The sequence below is a fragment of the Sphingopyxis italica genome (assembly GCF_011926545.1).
GTDB classification, from domain to species: Bacteria; Pseudomonadota; Alphaproteobacteria; order Sphingomonadales; family Sphingomonadaceae; genus Sphingopyxis; species Sphingopyxis italica.
This window is the reverse complement of record NZ_JAATIT010000002.1, coordinates 518,897-533,909: the sequence shown is the minus strand read 5'-3', so window position 1 is coordinate 533,909 and position 15,013 is coordinate 518,897. Positions and strand designations below refer to the sequence as shown.

14 protein-coding genes are annotated in these 15,013 nt (G+C 64.1%); 5 read left to right on the top strand and 9 right to left on the bottom strand.

What is annotated here, in order from left to right; translation table 11 throughout:
- The first annotated feature begins 12 nt into the window (after positions 1-12).
- Complete coding sequence (locus tag GGR90_RS10245) at positions 13-1,509, top strand: phospholipase D-like domain-containing protein (protein ID WP_167921329.1); 1,497 nt, start codon at positions 13-15, stop codon at positions 1,507-1,509.
- A gap of 101 nt (positions 1,510-1,610) precedes the next feature.
- Here the strand turns inward: GGR90_RS10245 and GGR90_RS10240 are convergent, their stop codons facing one another.
- From GGR90_RS10240 to GGR90_RS10220, 5 genes are read right to left on the bottom strand one after another with little or no spacing between them, the layout of a single operon-like run.
- A complete protein-coding gene (locus tag GGR90_RS10240; RefSeq protein ID WP_167921328.1) occupies positions 1,611-2,468 on the bottom strand; it encodes an HpcH/HpaI aldolase/citrate lyase family protein in 858 nt (285 codons plus the stop codon).
- Positions 2,468-2,920: a MaoC family dehydratase gene (locus GGR90_RS10235; RefSeq protein WP_167921327.1), complete on the bottom strand. Its 453-nt coding sequence runs from the start codon at positions 2,918-2,920 to the stop codon at positions 2,468-2,470. The genes GGR90_RS10240 and GGR90_RS10235 overlap by 1 nt, the downstream gene beginning before the upstream one ends.
- Positions 2,920-4,761 carry an acetyl/propionyl/methylcrotonyl-CoA carboxylase subunit alpha gene (locus tag GGR90_RS10230; RefSeq protein ID WP_167921326.1) on the bottom strand — a complete coding sequence of 614 codons (1,842 nt, stop codon included), beginning with the start codon at positions 4,759-4,761 and terminating at the stop codon, positions 2,920-2,922. The genes GGR90_RS10235 and GGR90_RS10230 overlap by 1 nt, the downstream gene beginning before the upstream one ends.
- Entirely contained in the window at positions 4,758-5,039 is a 282-nt protein-coding gene (locus GGR90_RS10225) for a barstar family protein (protein WP_167921325.1), read from the bottom strand. The genes GGR90_RS10230 and GGR90_RS10225 overlap by 4 nt, the downstream gene beginning before the upstream one ends.
- A 2-nt stretch (positions 5,040-5,041) precedes the next feature.
- A complete protein-coding gene (locus GGR90_RS10220) occupies positions 5,042-6,640 on the bottom strand; it encodes a carboxyl transferase domain-containing protein (RefSeq protein WP_167921324.1) in 1,599 nt (532 codons plus the stop codon).
- A gap of 145 nt (positions 6,641-6,785) precedes the next feature.
- Here GGR90_RS10220 and GGR90_RS10215 point away from each other — a divergent pair, with 145 nt between their 5' ends.
- Positions 6,786-8,879, top strand: coding sequence for a M13 family metallopeptidase (locus tag GGR90_RS10215; protein ID WP_167921323.1), 2,094 nt, complete (start codon positions 6,786-6,788; stop codon positions 8,877-8,879).
- 21 nt (positions 8,880-8,900) lie between these two features.
- On the opposite strand, the gene GGR90_RS10210 is transcribed toward GGR90_RS10215, so the two are convergent.
- From GGR90_RS10210 to GGR90_RS10195, 4 genes are read right to left on the bottom strand one after another with little or no spacing between them, the layout of a single operon-like run.
- Positions 8,901-9,188, bottom strand: coding sequence for a hypothetical protein (locus GGR90_RS10210; RefSeq protein WP_167921322.1), 288 nt, complete (start codon positions 9,186-9,188; stop codon positions 8,901-8,903).
- Positions 9,185-9,586 carry a VOC family protein gene (locus tag GGR90_RS10205; RefSeq protein ID WP_209023671.1) on the bottom strand — a complete coding sequence of 134 codons (402 nt, stop codon included), beginning with the start codon at positions 9,584-9,586 and terminating at the stop codon, positions 9,185-9,187. Before GGR90_RS10205 ends, GGR90_RS10210 begins: the two co-directional genes overlap by 4 nt.
- Positions 9,583-9,933, bottom strand: a complete 351-nt coding sequence (locus tag GGR90_RS10200; RefSeq protein WP_167921321.1) for a hypothetical protein — start codon at positions 9,931-9,933, stop codon at positions 9,583-9,585. Before GGR90_RS10200 ends, GGR90_RS10205 begins: the two co-directional genes overlap by 4 nt.
- Positions 9,930-11,099, bottom strand: coding sequence for an isovaleryl-CoA dehydrogenase (locus tag GGR90_RS10195; protein ID WP_167921320.1), 1,170 nt, complete (start codon positions 11,097-11,099; stop codon positions 9,930-9,932). The genes GGR90_RS10200 and GGR90_RS10195 overlap by 4 nt, the downstream gene beginning before the upstream one ends.
- A 101-nt stretch (positions 11,100-11,200) precedes the next feature.
- Between GGR90_RS10195 and GGR90_RS10190 the strand changes: the two genes are divergently transcribed.
- The 3 genes from GGR90_RS10190 (at position 11,201) to cysN (ending at position 15,004) form a co-directional block, all read left to right on the top strand.
- On the top strand, positions 11,201-12,103 hold the full coding sequence (locus GGR90_RS10190) for a LysR family transcriptional regulator (protein WP_167921319.1): 903 nt from the start codon (positions 11,201-11,203) through the stop codon (positions 12,101-12,103).
- Positions 12,104-12,185: 82 nt separating this feature from the next.
- Positions 12,186-13,091: a sulfate adenylyltransferase subunit CysD gene (gene cysD, locus GGR90_RS10185; protein WP_167921318.1), complete on the top strand. Its 906-nt coding sequence runs from the start codon at positions 12,186-12,188 to the stop codon at positions 13,089-13,091.
- On the top strand, positions 13,091-15,004 hold the full coding sequence (cysN, locus tag GGR90_RS10180) for a sulfate adenylyltransferase subunit CysN (protein WP_167921317.1): 1,914 nt from the start codon (positions 13,091-13,093) through the stop codon (positions 15,002-15,004). Before cysD ends, cysN begins: the two co-directional genes overlap by 1 nt.
- Positions 15,005-15,013: the final 9 nt, after the last annotated feature.

Below are 15,013 nucleotides of genomic sequence, written 5' to 3'. Positions count from 1 at the left end.
GTGGTGGCGGCGATGGGGACCGAGCTGACACCGATAGTCGTCGAAGGCCGCAATTGCTGGCGGATCGAACACGCCGACAAGGCGCGAATGATCGTTGATGCCGCCGATTATTATGCGCTGCTCGAACGGCTGATGGTCGACGCGAAGGAGCGCATCCTGCTCATCGGCTGGGATTTCGACCCGCGCATCGCGCTGAAGCCGGACGAGAACGGAAAGGGCGAACCGCTTGGCGAGTATCTGCTGCGGCTCGCGCATGAAAAGCCCGACCGCGACATCGACATATTGCGCTGGAATTTCGGGGGGCTCAAGCAGTTCGCGGTGCCGCGCATCCTGTCGATGGTCGCGCGCTGGAAATTGACGCGCTCGATCAGTTTCCGGCTCGACAGCGCGCATCCCGTCGGGTGCAGCCATCACCAGAAGGTCGCGATATTCGACGACCATCTTGCCGTGTGCGGCGGGATCGATGTCGGCGCGCGCCGCTGGGACACGCGCGATCACAAGGACGGCGATCCGCATCGCACCGCGCCCGGCGGCAAGCCCTATATGCCCTGGCACGACAGCACGATGATTCTTGCGGGGCGGGTGGGCAATGCACTCGCCGACCTCGGCAACGAACGCTGGCAGCGCGCGACGAAGAAAGCGCTCCGCGACCTCGAAAGGGACGGCGAAAATTGGCCCGACGACCTCGAGCCCGATTTCGAGGGCGTCGATGTCGCGATCTCGCGCACGCGTGCCGAATATGAAGGGTGCGAGGAAGTTCGGGAGATCGAGCAGCTTTATCTCGACATGATCGCGGCAGCGAAGCGCTTCATCTATTTTGAAAACCAGTATTTTACCTGCGGCAAGATCGCCGCAGCGATCGCCGAGCGATTGGGCGAGGATGATCCGCCCGAATTCGTGATGGTGATGCCCGAGACCGCCGACGGCTGGCTCGAGCAGATGGCGATGGATGCCGCGCGCGTACAGTTGGTCCGTGAAATCGCCAAGGCGAAGCATGGCGATCGGCTGAAGGTCTATTATCCGCGCACGGCGAAGGGCCAACCCATCTATGTTCATGCAAAGACCGCGGTGGTCGACGACCGGATGATCCGCGTCGGCTCCGCCAATATGAACAACCGCTCGATGGGGCTCGACAGCGAATGTGACGTGACGATCGACGCCGCCTTGCCGGCGAACGTCGGCGTCGAGCCGGTCATCCGGTGCCTGCGCGAATCGCTGATCGCCGAGCATCTGGACGTCGACCCGGCCGAGGTCGGCCGCAGATTCGAGGCGACGGGCTCGCTGATCGCCACGATCGAGGGACTTCGCGGTGAGGGGCGCTCGCTCGAACTGCTCGATCTGACCAAGCCGGGGCCGTTCGACGAATTTATCGCCGAAAATGAACTGCTCGATCCGACGAGCCCCGACGACATGTTCGAAAGCCTGACCGAGCGCGGTCTCAGGAAAAGCTGGCATCGCGGCAGGGCGTGGATGAAGCGGCGGCGGCCGTTCGGTCGAAAGTCGAAATAATTCCCGTTCGCATCGAGCGAAGTCGAGATGCCCCTCAGCCTTGCGCCGCCCCGACCGGTGTCTCGACTTCGCTCGACACGAGCGGAAGATGGGAAGCTGGGTTAGTCGGCCAGCGACAGAATATGATGAGCCTGTTTAAGGTGCGGAGCGTCGACCATCTTGCCGTCGACCTGGAGCACGCCGACCCCGGGATTGGCCGCGAACGCGTCGACGATCGCCTGGGCGCGTGCCAACTCTTCGGCTGAGGGTGTGAAGGCGGCGTTGATCGGGCCGACCTGCGAGGGGTGGATCGCCATCATGCCGGTAAAGCCGTCGCGCCGTGCGCGGGCGGCATAGGCGGCAAGGCCCGTCTCGTCCTTGATCGCGGGAAACACCGTGTCGATCGCGGCGGTGTTCGCGCCATGCGCCGCGAACAGGGTGAGCGCGCGCGCCGTCTCATAAGGCGCGGTGTAGCTGCCGTCGTCGTGCCGGCTGGTCGTCGCGCCGATCGCGGCGGGCAGGTCTTCGGCGCCCCAGGTCAGACCGAGGAGGCGATCCTTCACTTCGCGATAGCTGCCAAGCGTGAAGATTGCCGCGGGCGTCTCGGTCGCGATGGGCAGGATCGCCGGTAGCGAGGCGCCCTGGACGGATTCGCTGCGCAGGATGGTGTCGAGTTGCAGGATGCTCGGTGCGCCTTCGGCCTTGGGCAACATGATCGCGTCGGGGCGGGCTGCGGCGATCGCAGCGACGTCGGCGGCGGTCATATGGATATGGCCGTCGAGCGGGTTGACGCGCACCAGCGTGATGACCTCGCGCTCGCCCGAAAGATAGTCGGCGACTGCGCTGCGCGCCGCCTCCTTGTTCGCGAGCGCAACCGAATCCTCGAGGTCGAGGATGATCGCATCGGCGCCCGACGCCGCGGCCTTGGCGAAGCGTTCGGGGCGGTCGCCGGGGACGAAGAGAAGGGATCTGAGACGCATCAATTGGCTTTCCGCTGGATGAGGGCAGAACGCTCGCACTGACAGACAAGTTCATCGCGCTGGTTGATGCACCGGTGGAGGAAGGTGACGATCCCGGCGTTGGGCCGCGATTTCGATTCCTTGCGGCCGATTACTTCGCTTTCCGCGCGCAGCGTGTCGCCGATGAACACCGGCTTCGGCATGACGAGCTTGTCATAGCCGAGATTCGCGACAAGTGTGCCGAGCGTCGTGTCGCCGACCGACAGCCCGACCATCAGGCTGAAGGTGAAGGTGCCGTTGACGAGGATCCGGCCGAATTCCGACGCCTTCGCTGCCTCGACATCGAGGTGCAAGGGCTGTGGGTTATGCGTCATGGTAGTGAAGAGCAGATTGTCGGTTTCGGTGACGGTGCGCCGGATGTCGTGCGTCAGCGTGTCGCCTATCTGCCATTCGTCGAAATATTTTCCGGCCATTATGTCTCTTCCTTCTCGATCCGCGCCAGCAGCGCCTCGACCTGCACCTGCGCGCCCGCCGACGCGTTGAGTTCGGCGACGACGCCGTCGAACGGCGCGGTCAGGCTATGCTCCATTTTCATCGCTTCCAGTGTGAGCAATTTCTGCCCCTTGGTCACCTTGTCGCCCGCGGCGACGTCGACCGCGATGACCTTGCCGGGCATCGGCGAGAGGATCGCGCCGTCGCCCGCCGCGCCGCCAGCGCTCGCATCGGCGCGCCAAGGCGCAAGCTGCCACACGGACCCACCCTCGGCGACGAGCATCGCGGGGGCGGGCTCCTCGGCGCCGGGACCGTGGAGTTCGACCTCGACCCGCTCGCCGTTGAGCAGGAAGGGCGCGGTGCGCACGTCGGGCGCGTTGAGGCGGAAGCCAGCTTGCGGCGAGCGCGGCACCATCGCCATCGCGGCGTTGGTCAGCGCCTGTGCGGTCGGCGCCGGCTCTTCGGTCATCGCATCGCCATCGCGGCCGATCAGGCCGGTATCGACCGTGCCGGCAACGAAATCGGGATGATCGAGCGCATTGATCAGGAATGCCGAGTTGGTCCTCACCGGCCAGATCGCGCTGTCCTCCAGCATCTCCGACAGAAGTTCGCGCGCTTCCTCGCGGTCCTCGCCCCACGCGATGACCTTGGCGATCATCGGGTCGTAGAAGGGCGAGACTTCGGCGCCTTCATAAACGCCGGTGTCGACGCGGCCGCTATGCTCGGGAAGCTGGAACAGTTCGAGCGTGCCGATCGAGGGCAGGAAGCCTTTTGCCGGATCTTCCGCGTAAAGCCGCGCCTCCATCGCCCAGCCGTTGATCGCGAGTTCATCCTGCTTGAGCGGGATGGGTTCGCCCGATGCCACTCGCAGCTGCCATTCGACGAGGTCGACGCCGGTGATCTCCTCGGTCACCGGATGCTCGACCTGCAGCCGCGTGTTCATTTCCATGAACCAGATGCGATCGGCGCGCAGGCCTTCCGAAGCGTCGGCGATGAATTCGATCGTGCCGGCGCCGACATAATCGACCGCCTGCGCGGCGCGCACCGCGGCGGCGCAGAGTTCCGCGCGCGTCGCTTCGTCCATGCCGGGGGCGGGGGCTTCCTCGATCACCTTCTGGTGGCGGCGTTGCAGCGAGCAGTCGCGCTCGAACAGGTGGACGACATTGCCGTGAGTGTCGCCGAACACCTGCACTTCGATATGGCGCGGGGTCAGGATATATTTCTCGATCAGCACATGATCGTTGCTGAACGACGCCGCCGCCTCGCGCTGGCACGACGCGAGCATGTCCGCAAAATCGGCTGCGGCATCGACCTTGCGCATCCCCTTGCCGCCGCCGCCCGCGACCGCCTTGATGAGGACGGGGTAGCCGATCTCGGCTGCTTGTTCGGCGAGGAAGGCGGGGTCCTGATTTTCGCCCATATAGCCCGGCGTCACCGGCACCCCGGCGTCGGCCATCAGCTTTTTCGCGGCATCCTTCAGGCCCATCGCGGTGATGGAAGAAGGCTTCGGCCCGACCCACACTAGCCCGGCATCGGCGACCGCCTGCGCGAACTCGGCATTTTCGGAGAGGAAGCCATAGCCCGGATGGATCGCCTCGGCCCCGGTCTCCTTGGCGGCCGCGATGATCTTCTCGCCGATCAGATAGGATTCGCGCGCCGGCGACGTTCCGATATGCACGGCCTCATCGGCCTCGCGCACATGCAGAGCCTTGGCGTCGGCATCCGAGTAGACCGCAACGGTTCTTATGCCCATCTCGCGCGCAGTGCGGATTATACGGCAGGCGATTTCGCCACGATTGGCGATGAGGAGGGAGTTGATCATGATTCCAGCCGCAAGTTGATCGATCCGTCACCGCGATAGGCGATGGCGTCGAAGATGACAGTGAGAAGACGGTCGAAGCGTTCGCCGATCGTGGAGCGCGAGCGGGCCGCATTGGTCCAGACGATGTTGATAGGGCCGGACACCACGCCGACCATCAGGTCAAACAGCGCGTCGAGATTGCCGCCATACCATTCGACGCCCGAGGCGTCGCGGAACGCGGTGTGAAACAGCGTTTCGCTATCGATGATATTGCCGTCGAGATTTACGGTCGTCGCCATCATCACATCCTGAACACGCCGAAGCCGCGGTCCTCGACCGGGGCGTTCAGCGTTGCGGCGAAGGCCAGCCCCAGCACGTCGCGCGTTTGCGCGGGGTCGATGATGCCATCGTCCCACAGGCGCGCGGTGGCATGATAGGGATTGCCTTCGTCCTCATATTTCTGGCGGATCGGCGCTTTGAAGGCTTCGGCCTCTTGGGGAGTCCATTTGTCGGCGTCGCGGTGGACCGTGGCCAGCACCGACGCCGCCTGCTCGCCGCCCATCACGCTGATCCGCGCGTTGGGCCAAGTGAAGAGGAAACGCGGCGAATAGGCGCGGCCGCACATGCCGTAATTGCCCGCGCCGAAGCTACCGCCGATCAGCACGGTGATCTTCGGTACCGTTGCGGTCGCGACCGCCGTCACCAGCTTCGCGCCATGCTTCGCGATGCCTTCGGCCTCATATTTTCCGCCGACCATGAAGCCGCTGATGTTCTGGAGGAAGAGCAGGGGAATGCGTCGCTGCTGCGCCAGCTCGATGAAATGCGCGCCCTTGACCGCGCTTTCGCTGAACAGCACGCCGTTATTCGCAAGGATCGCCACCGGAATGCCCCAGATATGCGCGAAGCCGCAAACGAGCGTGCTGCCGTAGTTCGCCTTGAACTCGTGGAACTCGCTACCGTCGACGATGCGCGCGATCACCTCATGCACATCATAGGGCGCGCGAACATCCTGCGGGATGATGCCGTACAGTTCCTCCGCATCATATTTCGGCGGCCGCGGTTCCTTCATCTCGACGTTGAAGCCTTTGTCGGCGCCGAGATGGCTGACGATGTCGCGGACGATCGTCAGCGCATGTTCGTCATTTTCGGCCAGATGGTCGACGACGCCCGATTTCTTCGCGTGCAGGTCGCCGCCGCCGAGATCCTCGGCGCTGATCTCCTCGCCCGTCGCGGCTTTCACCAGCGGCGGGCCGGCGAGGAAGATCGTGCCCTGACCCCGAACGATGACGGTTTCGTCGCTCATCGCGGGGACATAAGCGCCGCCCGCAGTGCAGCTTCCCATCACGCACGCGATCTGCGGGATGCGCTTGGCGCTCATATTCGCCTGATTGAAGAAGATGCGCCCGAAATGGTCGCGGTCGGGAAAGACCTGATCCTGATGCGGCAGGTTGGCACCACCCGAGTCGACGAGATAGACGCAGGGCAGGCGGTTCGCCTCGGCGATCTCCTGCGCGCGAAGATGCTTCTTCACCGTCATCGGATAATAAGTGCCGCCTTTCACCGTCGCGTCGTTGCAGACGATCATCGTCTGCCGCCCGGATACGCGGCCGATGCCGGCGATCATGCCGGCGCCGGGAATCTCACCCTCATACATGTCGCACGCGGCAAGCTGGCCGATCTCGAGAAAGGGCGAACCGGCATCGAGCAGCCGTTCGACGCGTTCGCGCGGGAGCAATTTGCCGCGGCTCGTATGGCGTTCGCGCGACTTTTCATTGCCGCCACGACCAGCTTCGGCCACCCGCGCGTAAAGCTCGTCGCGCAGTGCACGATTATGCGCGGCATTGGCGCGGAACGCGTCGCTTTCGCTATTCGCCATCGTGCCCAGAACAGGTGCGCTCACGTCTCGAAATCTCCTCTGAAATCGGCCCGGACTATCCCGCCGCTCGTCGAGCGACAAGGACCGCAGGCCGAAAATGGTTGGCGTTGAAACCAGTTTCTCACAGGCCTATGCCCCTCGCACGCCAGTCAAGAACAAGGTCATTCTCATGAAAAAAGCCGTCCTCGCCATATTGCTTTCGACCGCCGCGCTCATCGCGGGCCCCGTCGCCTGTTCGAAGGGCGACGAGACTGACAAGGCCGAGACCGGCTACACCGTCGGCACCGAACTCGGGATCAGCAAGGCCGCGATGGACACGAGCGTGAAGCCCGGCGACGATTTCTACGCCTATGCCAACGGCAATTGGCAAAGGACGACCGAAATTCCCACCGACCGTTCGTCGACCGGCGCCTTCTACACCGCCTTTCTCGAGACCGAGAAGCGCGTCCGCGAACTCGTCGGCGCGATCGTCCAGAAGGGCGGCGAACCGAACGCCGACGCGGGGCGCATCGCCGCTTTCTACAAGGCCTATATGGACAGGCCGGCGATCGATGCCGCGGGCATGAAGCCGGTCGAAGCCGACCTCGCGCGTTTCGCTGCGATCGCCAACAAGGCGACGCTGTCGAAGGTCCTCGGCGAACAGACCCGCGCCGACGTCGACCCGCTCAACGCGACCGACTTCGGTACCGAAAATCTTTTCGGCATCTTCGTGACGCAGGGGCTCGCGACCCCGGGCGAGGTCATCCCCTATATGCTGCAGGGCGGCCTCGGGCTTCCCGAGCGCGAATATTATCTGTCGGCCGATCCCAAGATGGCGGCGATCCGCACCGACTATCAGGCCTATATCGAAAAGCTGCTGACCGCGGCGGGGCAGAGCGACGCCGCGGCGAAGGCCAAGCGTATCTACGACCTCGAACTCAAGATCGCGCGCGCACACGCTACCCGCGAACAGAGCGAGGATTTCACTCAATCGGCCGACGTCTGGGCGAAAGCCGACTTCGCGAAGAAGGCGCCTGGTATCGACTGGGATGCGTATTTTGCCGCGGCGAAGCTCGACAAGGCGGGCAAGTTCGGCGCCTATCACGCGAACGCGATCACGAACCTGTCGGCGCTTGTGGCGTCGGAGCCGCTCGATGCGTGGAAGGACTGGCTGACGTTCCACCAGATCAACAGCCACAGCGACGTGCTGCCGAGCGCGATCGACAGCGCGCACTTCGCCTTTTACGGCACGACGCTTGCGGGCACACCGCAGCAGCGCAGCCGCGATAAGCGCGCGCTCGACGCGCTGAACACCGACCTCGGCGACGCGGTCGGCCGCGTCTATGCCGAGAAATATTTCCCGGCGTCCGCCAAAGCCGAAGTCGGCGACATGGTGAAGGGGATCAAGGCGGCGTTTGCCAGCCGTGTGAACGGCATCGACTGGATGGCGCCCGAAACGAAGAAGGAGGCGATCAAGAAGGTCGAAACGATCGTCGTCGGCGTCGGCTATCCCGAAAGCTGGCGCGACTATGGCAGCTATAGCGTCAGTGCCGACAATGCCTATGCGAACGAGGTTGCGGCGCAAACGACCGAATATGCGCACCAGCTCGCCAAGATCGGCAAGCCGATGGACAAGAGCGAATGGTGGATGACCCCGCAGACGGTCAACGCGGTCAACCTGCCGGTTCAGAACGCGCTGAATTTCCCCGCCGCGATCCTCCAGCCGCCCTTCTTCAACGCCAAGGCCGATCCGGCTTATAACTACGGCGCGATCGGGGCGGTGATCGGCCACGAGATCAGCCACAGCTTCGACAATAATGGCGCCGCGTTCGACTCGACCGGGGCGCTGCGCAACTGGTGGACCGCCGCCGACCTCAAGAAGTTCGGGGAAGCCGGCTCGGCGCTCGCTGCGCAGTACGACAGCTACAAGCCGTTCCCCGATCTCGCGGTGAACGGCAAGCTGACGCTGGGTGAGAATATCGCCGACGTCGCGGGTCTGCAGGCCGCGTACGACGCGTATCGCGCGTCGCTGAACGGCAAGGAAGCGCCGGTAATCGACGGCTTCACCGGCGATCAACGCTTCTTCATCGCCTATGCGCAGACGTGGGCGACCAAGATGCGCGACGAGGCGCTCCGCGCGCGCGTCGCGACCGACGGCCATGCGCCGGGCAACTATCGCGCGCTCACCGTCCGCAACCTCGACGCCTGGTACAAGGCGTTCGATGTCAAGGAAGGCGACAAGCTCTACTTGGCGCCCGACAAGCGCGTCCGCGTCTGGGGCTGATGATCGGGAAGGGCGGGGCACTCAGTCGGTCCCGCCCCGACCCGCCGGCTCGCCGGGCTTTTCCTTCAGGATCAGATAGCGATAGACCCCGACGCAGTTGATGCAGAGCAGGGCGATATTCTGCCATCCGATACCCTCGCTGTCGGGTTGCAGGAAACCCCAGCCGATCAGCGCGAGGCTGCTCGTCACGAAGATGACGAACGCCCAGCCGGTCCAGCGCCGACCGAGGTTGAGCGAGACAAGCAACGCCGCGAGCGTCGCCGCGCCGGCGCCATAATATTGCAGGATGTCGAGTAGTGTCTCGCTCATCGGCGATCGACCTGGTTGCTGACTTCGACGAGATTGCCGTCGGGATCGCGGAAATATAGCGAGTTGATCGTTCCGGTCGCGCCGTCGCGAAGCCCGGAGTCGATGATCTCGATCCCCTCGGCCGCCAGATGCGCGCGCCATTCGGCGACCGGCGTGTCGCTGAGCAGGCAGAAATTGCCGCTGCCCGGCACGGTATCGCGCGCGATGCTCGGGCTGTTGGCGGCATCCTGCAGGCTGATCTTGTTTTCGCCGAACTGCAGCGAATATTTGCCGGGTCGTTCCTCGCGCACGGTCATACCGAGCACATGTTCATAGAAGGCGCAGGTCGCAACGATGTCGCGTACACAAAGCACGATATGGTCCAGCCCGGTGGCGGCAAAAGGGTCGCGCATGTTCATACCAACGCACCGATCAGCGCGAAGATGCCCGCGCCGCTGAGCGCGGGCCACGCGATATGGCGCCCCTTCGTATAGGCGGCGTCGAAAAAACCTGCCGCGAGCCAGCCGGCACCGATGACGATCAGCAGGTTATTGGGCGTTCCCGGCCAGGCCACCGCGGCCGCCGAAATCAGCATCAGCACCGATGTCGCGTGCCATGCGAAACGGATGATCCGGCGCGTCCGCGGGTCGGCGAGCGGCCCGGCTTCGCCGTGCAGCAACGGCACGATCATCCGCCGGTAGCCGAGCACCGAATGAACACCGGCCGTCGTCACCATGAAGGCGGCCGACAGCCAGAGCCAGATCACGCGCCGGCGCCGATCAGTTCACGGCCGATCAGCATGCGGCGAATCTCGTTCGTGCCGGCGCCGATGTCGAGCAGCTTGGCATCGCGCCAGTAACGCTCGACCGGCCAGTCCTTGGTATAGCCCGCGCCTCCCAATGCCTGAATCGCTTCGCCTGCGACCTTCACCGCATTCTCGCTCGCCAGCAGGATGCAGCCTGCCGCGTCGAAGCGCGTCGTCTGTCCGGCGTCGCACGCCTTGGCGACGTTGTAGACATAGGAGCGCGCCGACTGGAGCATGACATACATATCGGCGACCTTCGCCTGCATCAGCTGGAACGACCCGATCGGCTTGCCGAACTGCTTGCGCTCACGCACGTAAGGGATGACCGTGTCGAGGCACGCCTGCATGATGCCGAGTTGGAGCCCGGCGAGCACGACGCGCTCATAATCAAGCCCCGACATCAGCACGCCGACGCCGCCATTCTCGGGGCCCATTACCTGTTCTTCGGAGATTTCGCAGTCGGTGAAGACGAGCTCGGCGGTCGGCGAGCCGCGCATTCCGACCTTGTCGATCTTTTGCCCGATGCTGAACCCCGGCATGTCCTTTTCGATCAGGAAGGCGGTGATGCCGCGCGACCCCGCCTCGGGGCTCGTTTTGGCATAGACGACTAGCGTGTCGGCGCAGGTCGCGTTGGTGATCCAGAATTTGGTGCCGTTGAGGACGTAGCCGCCCTGAACCTTGTCGGCTTTCAGCTTCATCGACACGACGTCGCTGCCCGCCCCGGCTTCGGACATGGCAAGGCTGCCGACATGCTCGCCGCTGATCAGCTTGGGGAGATATTTCGCCTTCTGATCGGCATTGCCCCAGCGGCGGATCTGGTTGACGCAAAGGTTCGAATGCGCGCCGTAGGAGAGGCCGATGGCCCCCGATGCGCGCGAAACTTCCTCGACCGCGATGACATGCTCAAGATAACCGAGGCCGAGCCCGCCGAACTCTTCCTCGACGGTGATGCCGTGCAGGCCAAGCGCGCCCATCTGCGTCCATAGCTCGTCGCGCGGAAACCAGTCCTGTGCGTCGGCCTTCGCCGCGAGCGGCGCGATCTGTTCGTCGGCGAAGCGGGCGGTCGTGTCACGGATCATGTCGGCGGTCTCGCCGAGCGCGAAATCGAAGTCGGGGGTGGCGCGCATGAATTACCTATCGGTCTGGGGGCGGTGCAGGCCGCGATAGTGCATCAAAATTTCCGCATATGGAAATTGAAACAAGCTGATATTTAGCATAAGAAAAATTTATGATAAAGCGCGCGCACATCCGGCAGTTTCTCGCCGTCGTCGATGCCGGCAGCTTCACGCAGGCCGCACTGCGCATCCGCGTGACCCAGCCGGCGCTGTCGACGGGGATCGCCGACCTCGAAAAACTCGTCGGAACGCCGCTGTTCATTCGTAATCGCCGCCAGATCCGGCTGACCGAGGCGGGCGGACGCTTTCTCCCGATCGCGCGCGATCTGGAGCGCGGCTTTCGTTCCGCCGACAGTTTCGGGCGCGAGAGCGACCGTCAGGCGGCCGAACTCAAGCTTGGGATCATCCGCTCGGCTCCCGCGGAGTTGTTGCAGGCGATCGCCGCCGCGCTGCGGCCGGGCTTCGCGATCGAGCTGGTCGAAAACAGCGACTCCGAATTGCGCGCCGCGCTGGGTAGCGGCCGCATCCATATGGCGCTGGTTCCGCTGCGCGATGGCGAACGCGGCGACCATGTGACGCCGCTCTATGCGGAACCGCTCGCGATGTTCATAGCGGCGGATCATCCGCTGGCCGGACGTATCGAGGTCGGTCCCGAGGAACTCGCCGCCGAGACGATGATCGCGCGCCGTTCGTGCGAATTCCTCGACGCGACGAGCCGCTTCTTCACGCGCCACGGCGTCCGCCCGCGCTTCGCGCTGCGCAGCGAGAGCGACGAGCGATGTCTGCGCATGGTCGCCGCAGGAATCGGGATCACCACGGCGCCCGTCTCGCTTGCGATCGAGGGGATCGTTCCCTTGAAGGTCGCGGGCTATGATTTCCGCCGCGAACTCGGGCTGATCGCCGATCCCGCGTGGCGTACGCTCCCCGACATCGCGCCGCAGCTGACGCACGCGCTCGAAACGATCGCCGCGATCGCGGCCGAATGGCGGCAGATGAAAGTCGATATCGCCGCATGACCCCGCGCATCACAAGTCTGGCTTGCCCCCTCGAAAGGCCATACAGTTTGCGCACCGTCAACGGGGACGGCAAGGGCGGGGCATGACCGATACGCTGACCCATCTCGACCGGCTCGAGGCCGAGAGCATCCATATCATGCGCGAAGTGATGGCCGACGCAGCGAAGCCTGTGATGCTCTATAGCGTGGGCAAGGACAGCGCGGTGATGCTTCATCTCGCGCGCAAGGCCTTTTATCCCTCGCCGCCGCCGTTCCCTTTGCTCCATGTCGATACGACGTGGAAATTCCAGGCGATGTACGAGCTGCGCGACCGCATGGCGGCCGAAAGCGGCATGGATCTGATCGTCTATCAGAATCCGGAGGCGAAGGCGCGCGGCATCAATCCCTTCGACCATGGCCCCTTGCACACCGACATGTGGAAGACCGAGGGGCTGAAGCAGGCGCTCGACCTCCACGGCTTCGACGTCGCCTTCGGCGGCGCGCGCCGCGACGAGGAAAAGAGTCGCGCCAAGGAGCGCATCTTCTCCTTTCGCACCGCGACCCACGGCTGGGACCCGAAGAAACAGCGTCCCGAGCTCTGGAATCTTTACAACGCCCGCAAGGCGAAAGGCGAGAGCATCCGCGTCTTCCCGATCTCGAACTGGACCGAACTCGACATCTGGCAGTATATCGCGCGGGAGAATATCCCGATCGTCCCGCTCTATTTCGCCGCGCCGCGTCCGACGGTCGAGCGCGATGGGCTGCTGCTGATGGTCGATGACGACCGCTTTCCCTTGCTGCCGGGTGAGACGCCCGTTCAGCGCTCGGTGCGTTTTCGCACCCTTGGCTGCTATCCGCTGACGGGCGCGGTCGAGAGCGAGGCCAGCACGTTGTCGGAAGTGATTCAGGAAATGCTGCTGACCACGACCAGCGAACGGCAAGGCCGCATCATCGACAAGGATGGCGGTGACGCCAGCATGGAGAAGAAGAAGCAGGAGGGGTATTTCTGATGCCAAATACCCCAAACTCTCCCATCTACGTCACCGACGCGCTGATCGCCGAGGACATCGACGCCTATCTCGAACAGCATCAGCAGAAATCTTTGCTGCGCTTCATCACCTGCGGATCGGTCGACGACGGCAAGTCGACGCTGATCGGACGGCTGCTCTACGACAGCAAGATGATCTTCGAGGACCAGCTTGCCGCGCTCGAGGCCGACAGCAAGCGCGTCGGGACGCAGGGGCAGGAGATCGATTTCGCGCTCCTCGTCGACGGCCTCGCCGCCGAGCGCGAGCAGGGGATCACGATCGACGTCGCCTACCGCTTTTTCACGACCGAAAAGCGCAAGTTCATCGTCGCCGACACCCCGGGGCACGAACAGTATACGCGCAACATGGTCACCGGTGCGTCGACCGCCGACCTCGCCGTCATCCTGATCGACGCGCGCAAGGGCGTGCTGACGCAGACGCGCCGCCACAGCTTCCTCGCGCACCTGATCGGCATCAAGCATATCGTGCTGGCGGTGAACAAGATGGACCTCGTCGGCTACGACAAGGCCGTCTTCGACCGCATCACGTTGGCCTACCGCGCCTTCGCCAGCGAGATCGGCATCACCAATTTCACCGCGATCCCGATCTCGGGTTTCAAGGGCGACAATATCACCGCGCTCTCGGACAATACGCCCTGGTTCAAGGGGCCCGCGCTGATCGAGCATCTCGAAAATGTCGAGGTCGGCAGCGCCGCCGATGAAGCGAAGCCGTTCCGTTTGCCGGTCCAGTGGGTCAACCGCCCGAACCTCGATTTCCGGGGCTTCTCGGGCCAACTCGCGAGCGGCAAGGTCAAGCCCGGCGATGCGGTGCGCATCCTGCCCAGCGGCAAAACGACGACGATCGACCGGATCGTCACGCTCGATGGCGACCTCGATGAAGCCGTCGCGGGGCAGTCGGTCACCCTCACGCTCGCCGATGAGGTCGATTGTTCGCGCGGCGATGTGATCGCCGCCGCCGACGCGCCGCCCGAGGCCGCCGACCAGTTCGAAGCGACGCTCGTCTGGATGGCCGACGAGGCGATGATTCCGGGCCGCGCCTATTGGCTGAAGCTCGCGACGCAGAGCGTCTCGGCGACGGTGCAGGCGCCGAAGTACGAGATCAACGTCAACACGCTCGATCATCTCGCGGCGAAGACGCTGGACCTCAACGGCATCGGCGTCGTCGAACTGTCGACCGACAAGCCGATCACCTTCGAAGCCTATGGCGACAATCATACGCTCGGCGGCTTTATCCTGATCGACAAGCTGACCAACGCGACCGTCGCCGCGGGGATGCTGCATTTCAGCCTGCGCCGCGCCCAGAATGTTCATTGGCAAGCGACCGACATCGACCGCGACATGCGCGCGAGCCTGAAGAACCAGCGGCCCGCGCTGCTCTGGTTCACCGGCCTGTCGGGGTCGGGTAAATCCACGATCGCGAACCTCGTCGAAAAGAAGCTGCACCGGATGAACCGGCACAGCTTCCTGCTCGACGGCGACAATGTCCGTCACGGGCTCAACCGCGATCTCGGCTTCACCGAAGCCGACCGGATCGAGAATATCCGCCGCGTCGGCGAGGTTGCGAAGCTGATGTCGGATGCCGGGCTGATCGTCATCACCGCCTTCATCTCGCCCTTCCGCGCCGAGCGCGAGATGGTGCGCGGCATGTTGCCCGACGGCGAGTTCATCGAAGTGTTCATCGATACGCCGCTGGCCGAAGCGGAGCGCCGCGACGTGAAGGGCCTCTACAAAAAGGCGCGCGCGGGACAGCTCAAGAATTTCACCGGCATCGACAGCCCCTATGAGGCGCCCGAAAATCCCGAGATCCGCATCGACACGACCGCGATGACGCCCGAAGAGGCGGCAGACCTGATCATCGATCGCTTGTTGGGGTAGGGCATTGGG

Coding starts and splice junctions, on each gene's coding strand:
- GGR90_RS10215 (WP_167921323.1), top strand. CDS start 6,786: ATGAAAAAAGCCGTCCTCGCCATATTGCTTTCGACCGCCGCGCTCATC.
- cysD (WP_167921318.1), top strand. CDS start 12,186: ATGACCGATACGCTGACCCATCTCGACCGGCTCGAGGCCGAGAGCATC.
- GGR90_RS10205 (WP_209023671.1), bottom strand. CDS start 9,586: ATGAACATGCGCGACCCTTTTGCCGCCACCGGGCTGGACCATATCGTG.
- GGR90_RS10195 (WP_167921320.1), bottom strand. CDS start 11,099: ATGCGCGCCACCCCCGACTTCGATTTCGCGCTCGGCGAGACCGCCGAC.
- GGR90_RS10235 (WP_167921327.1), bottom strand. CDS start 2,920: ATGGCCGGAAAATATTTCGACGAATGGCAGATAGGCGACACGCTGACG.
- GGR90_RS10245 (WP_167921329.1), top strand. CDS start 13: ATGGGGACCGAGCTGACACCGATAGTCGTCGAAGGCCGCAATTGCTGG.
- GGR90_RS10230 (WP_167921326.1), bottom strand. CDS start 4,761: ATGATCAACTCCCTCCTCATCGCCAATCGTGGCGAAATCGCCTGCCGT.
- GGR90_RS10190 (WP_167921319.1), top strand. CDS start 11,201: ATGATAAAGCGCGCGCACATCCGGCAGTTTCTCGCCGTCGTCGATGCC.
- cysN (WP_167921317.1), top strand. CDS start 13,091: ATGCCAAATACCCCAAACTCTCCCATCTACGTCACCGACGCGCTGATC.
- GGR90_RS10225 (WP_167921325.1), bottom strand. CDS start 5,039: ATGGCGACGACCGTAAATCTCGACGGCAATATCATCGATAGCGAAACG.
- GGR90_RS10240 (WP_167921328.1), bottom strand. CDS start 2,468: ATGCGTCTCAGATCCCTTCTCTTCGTCCCCGGCGACCGCCCCGAACGC.
- GGR90_RS10210 (WP_167921322.1), bottom strand. CDS start 9,188: ATGAGCGAGACACTACTCGACATCCTGCAATATTATGGCGCCGGCGCG.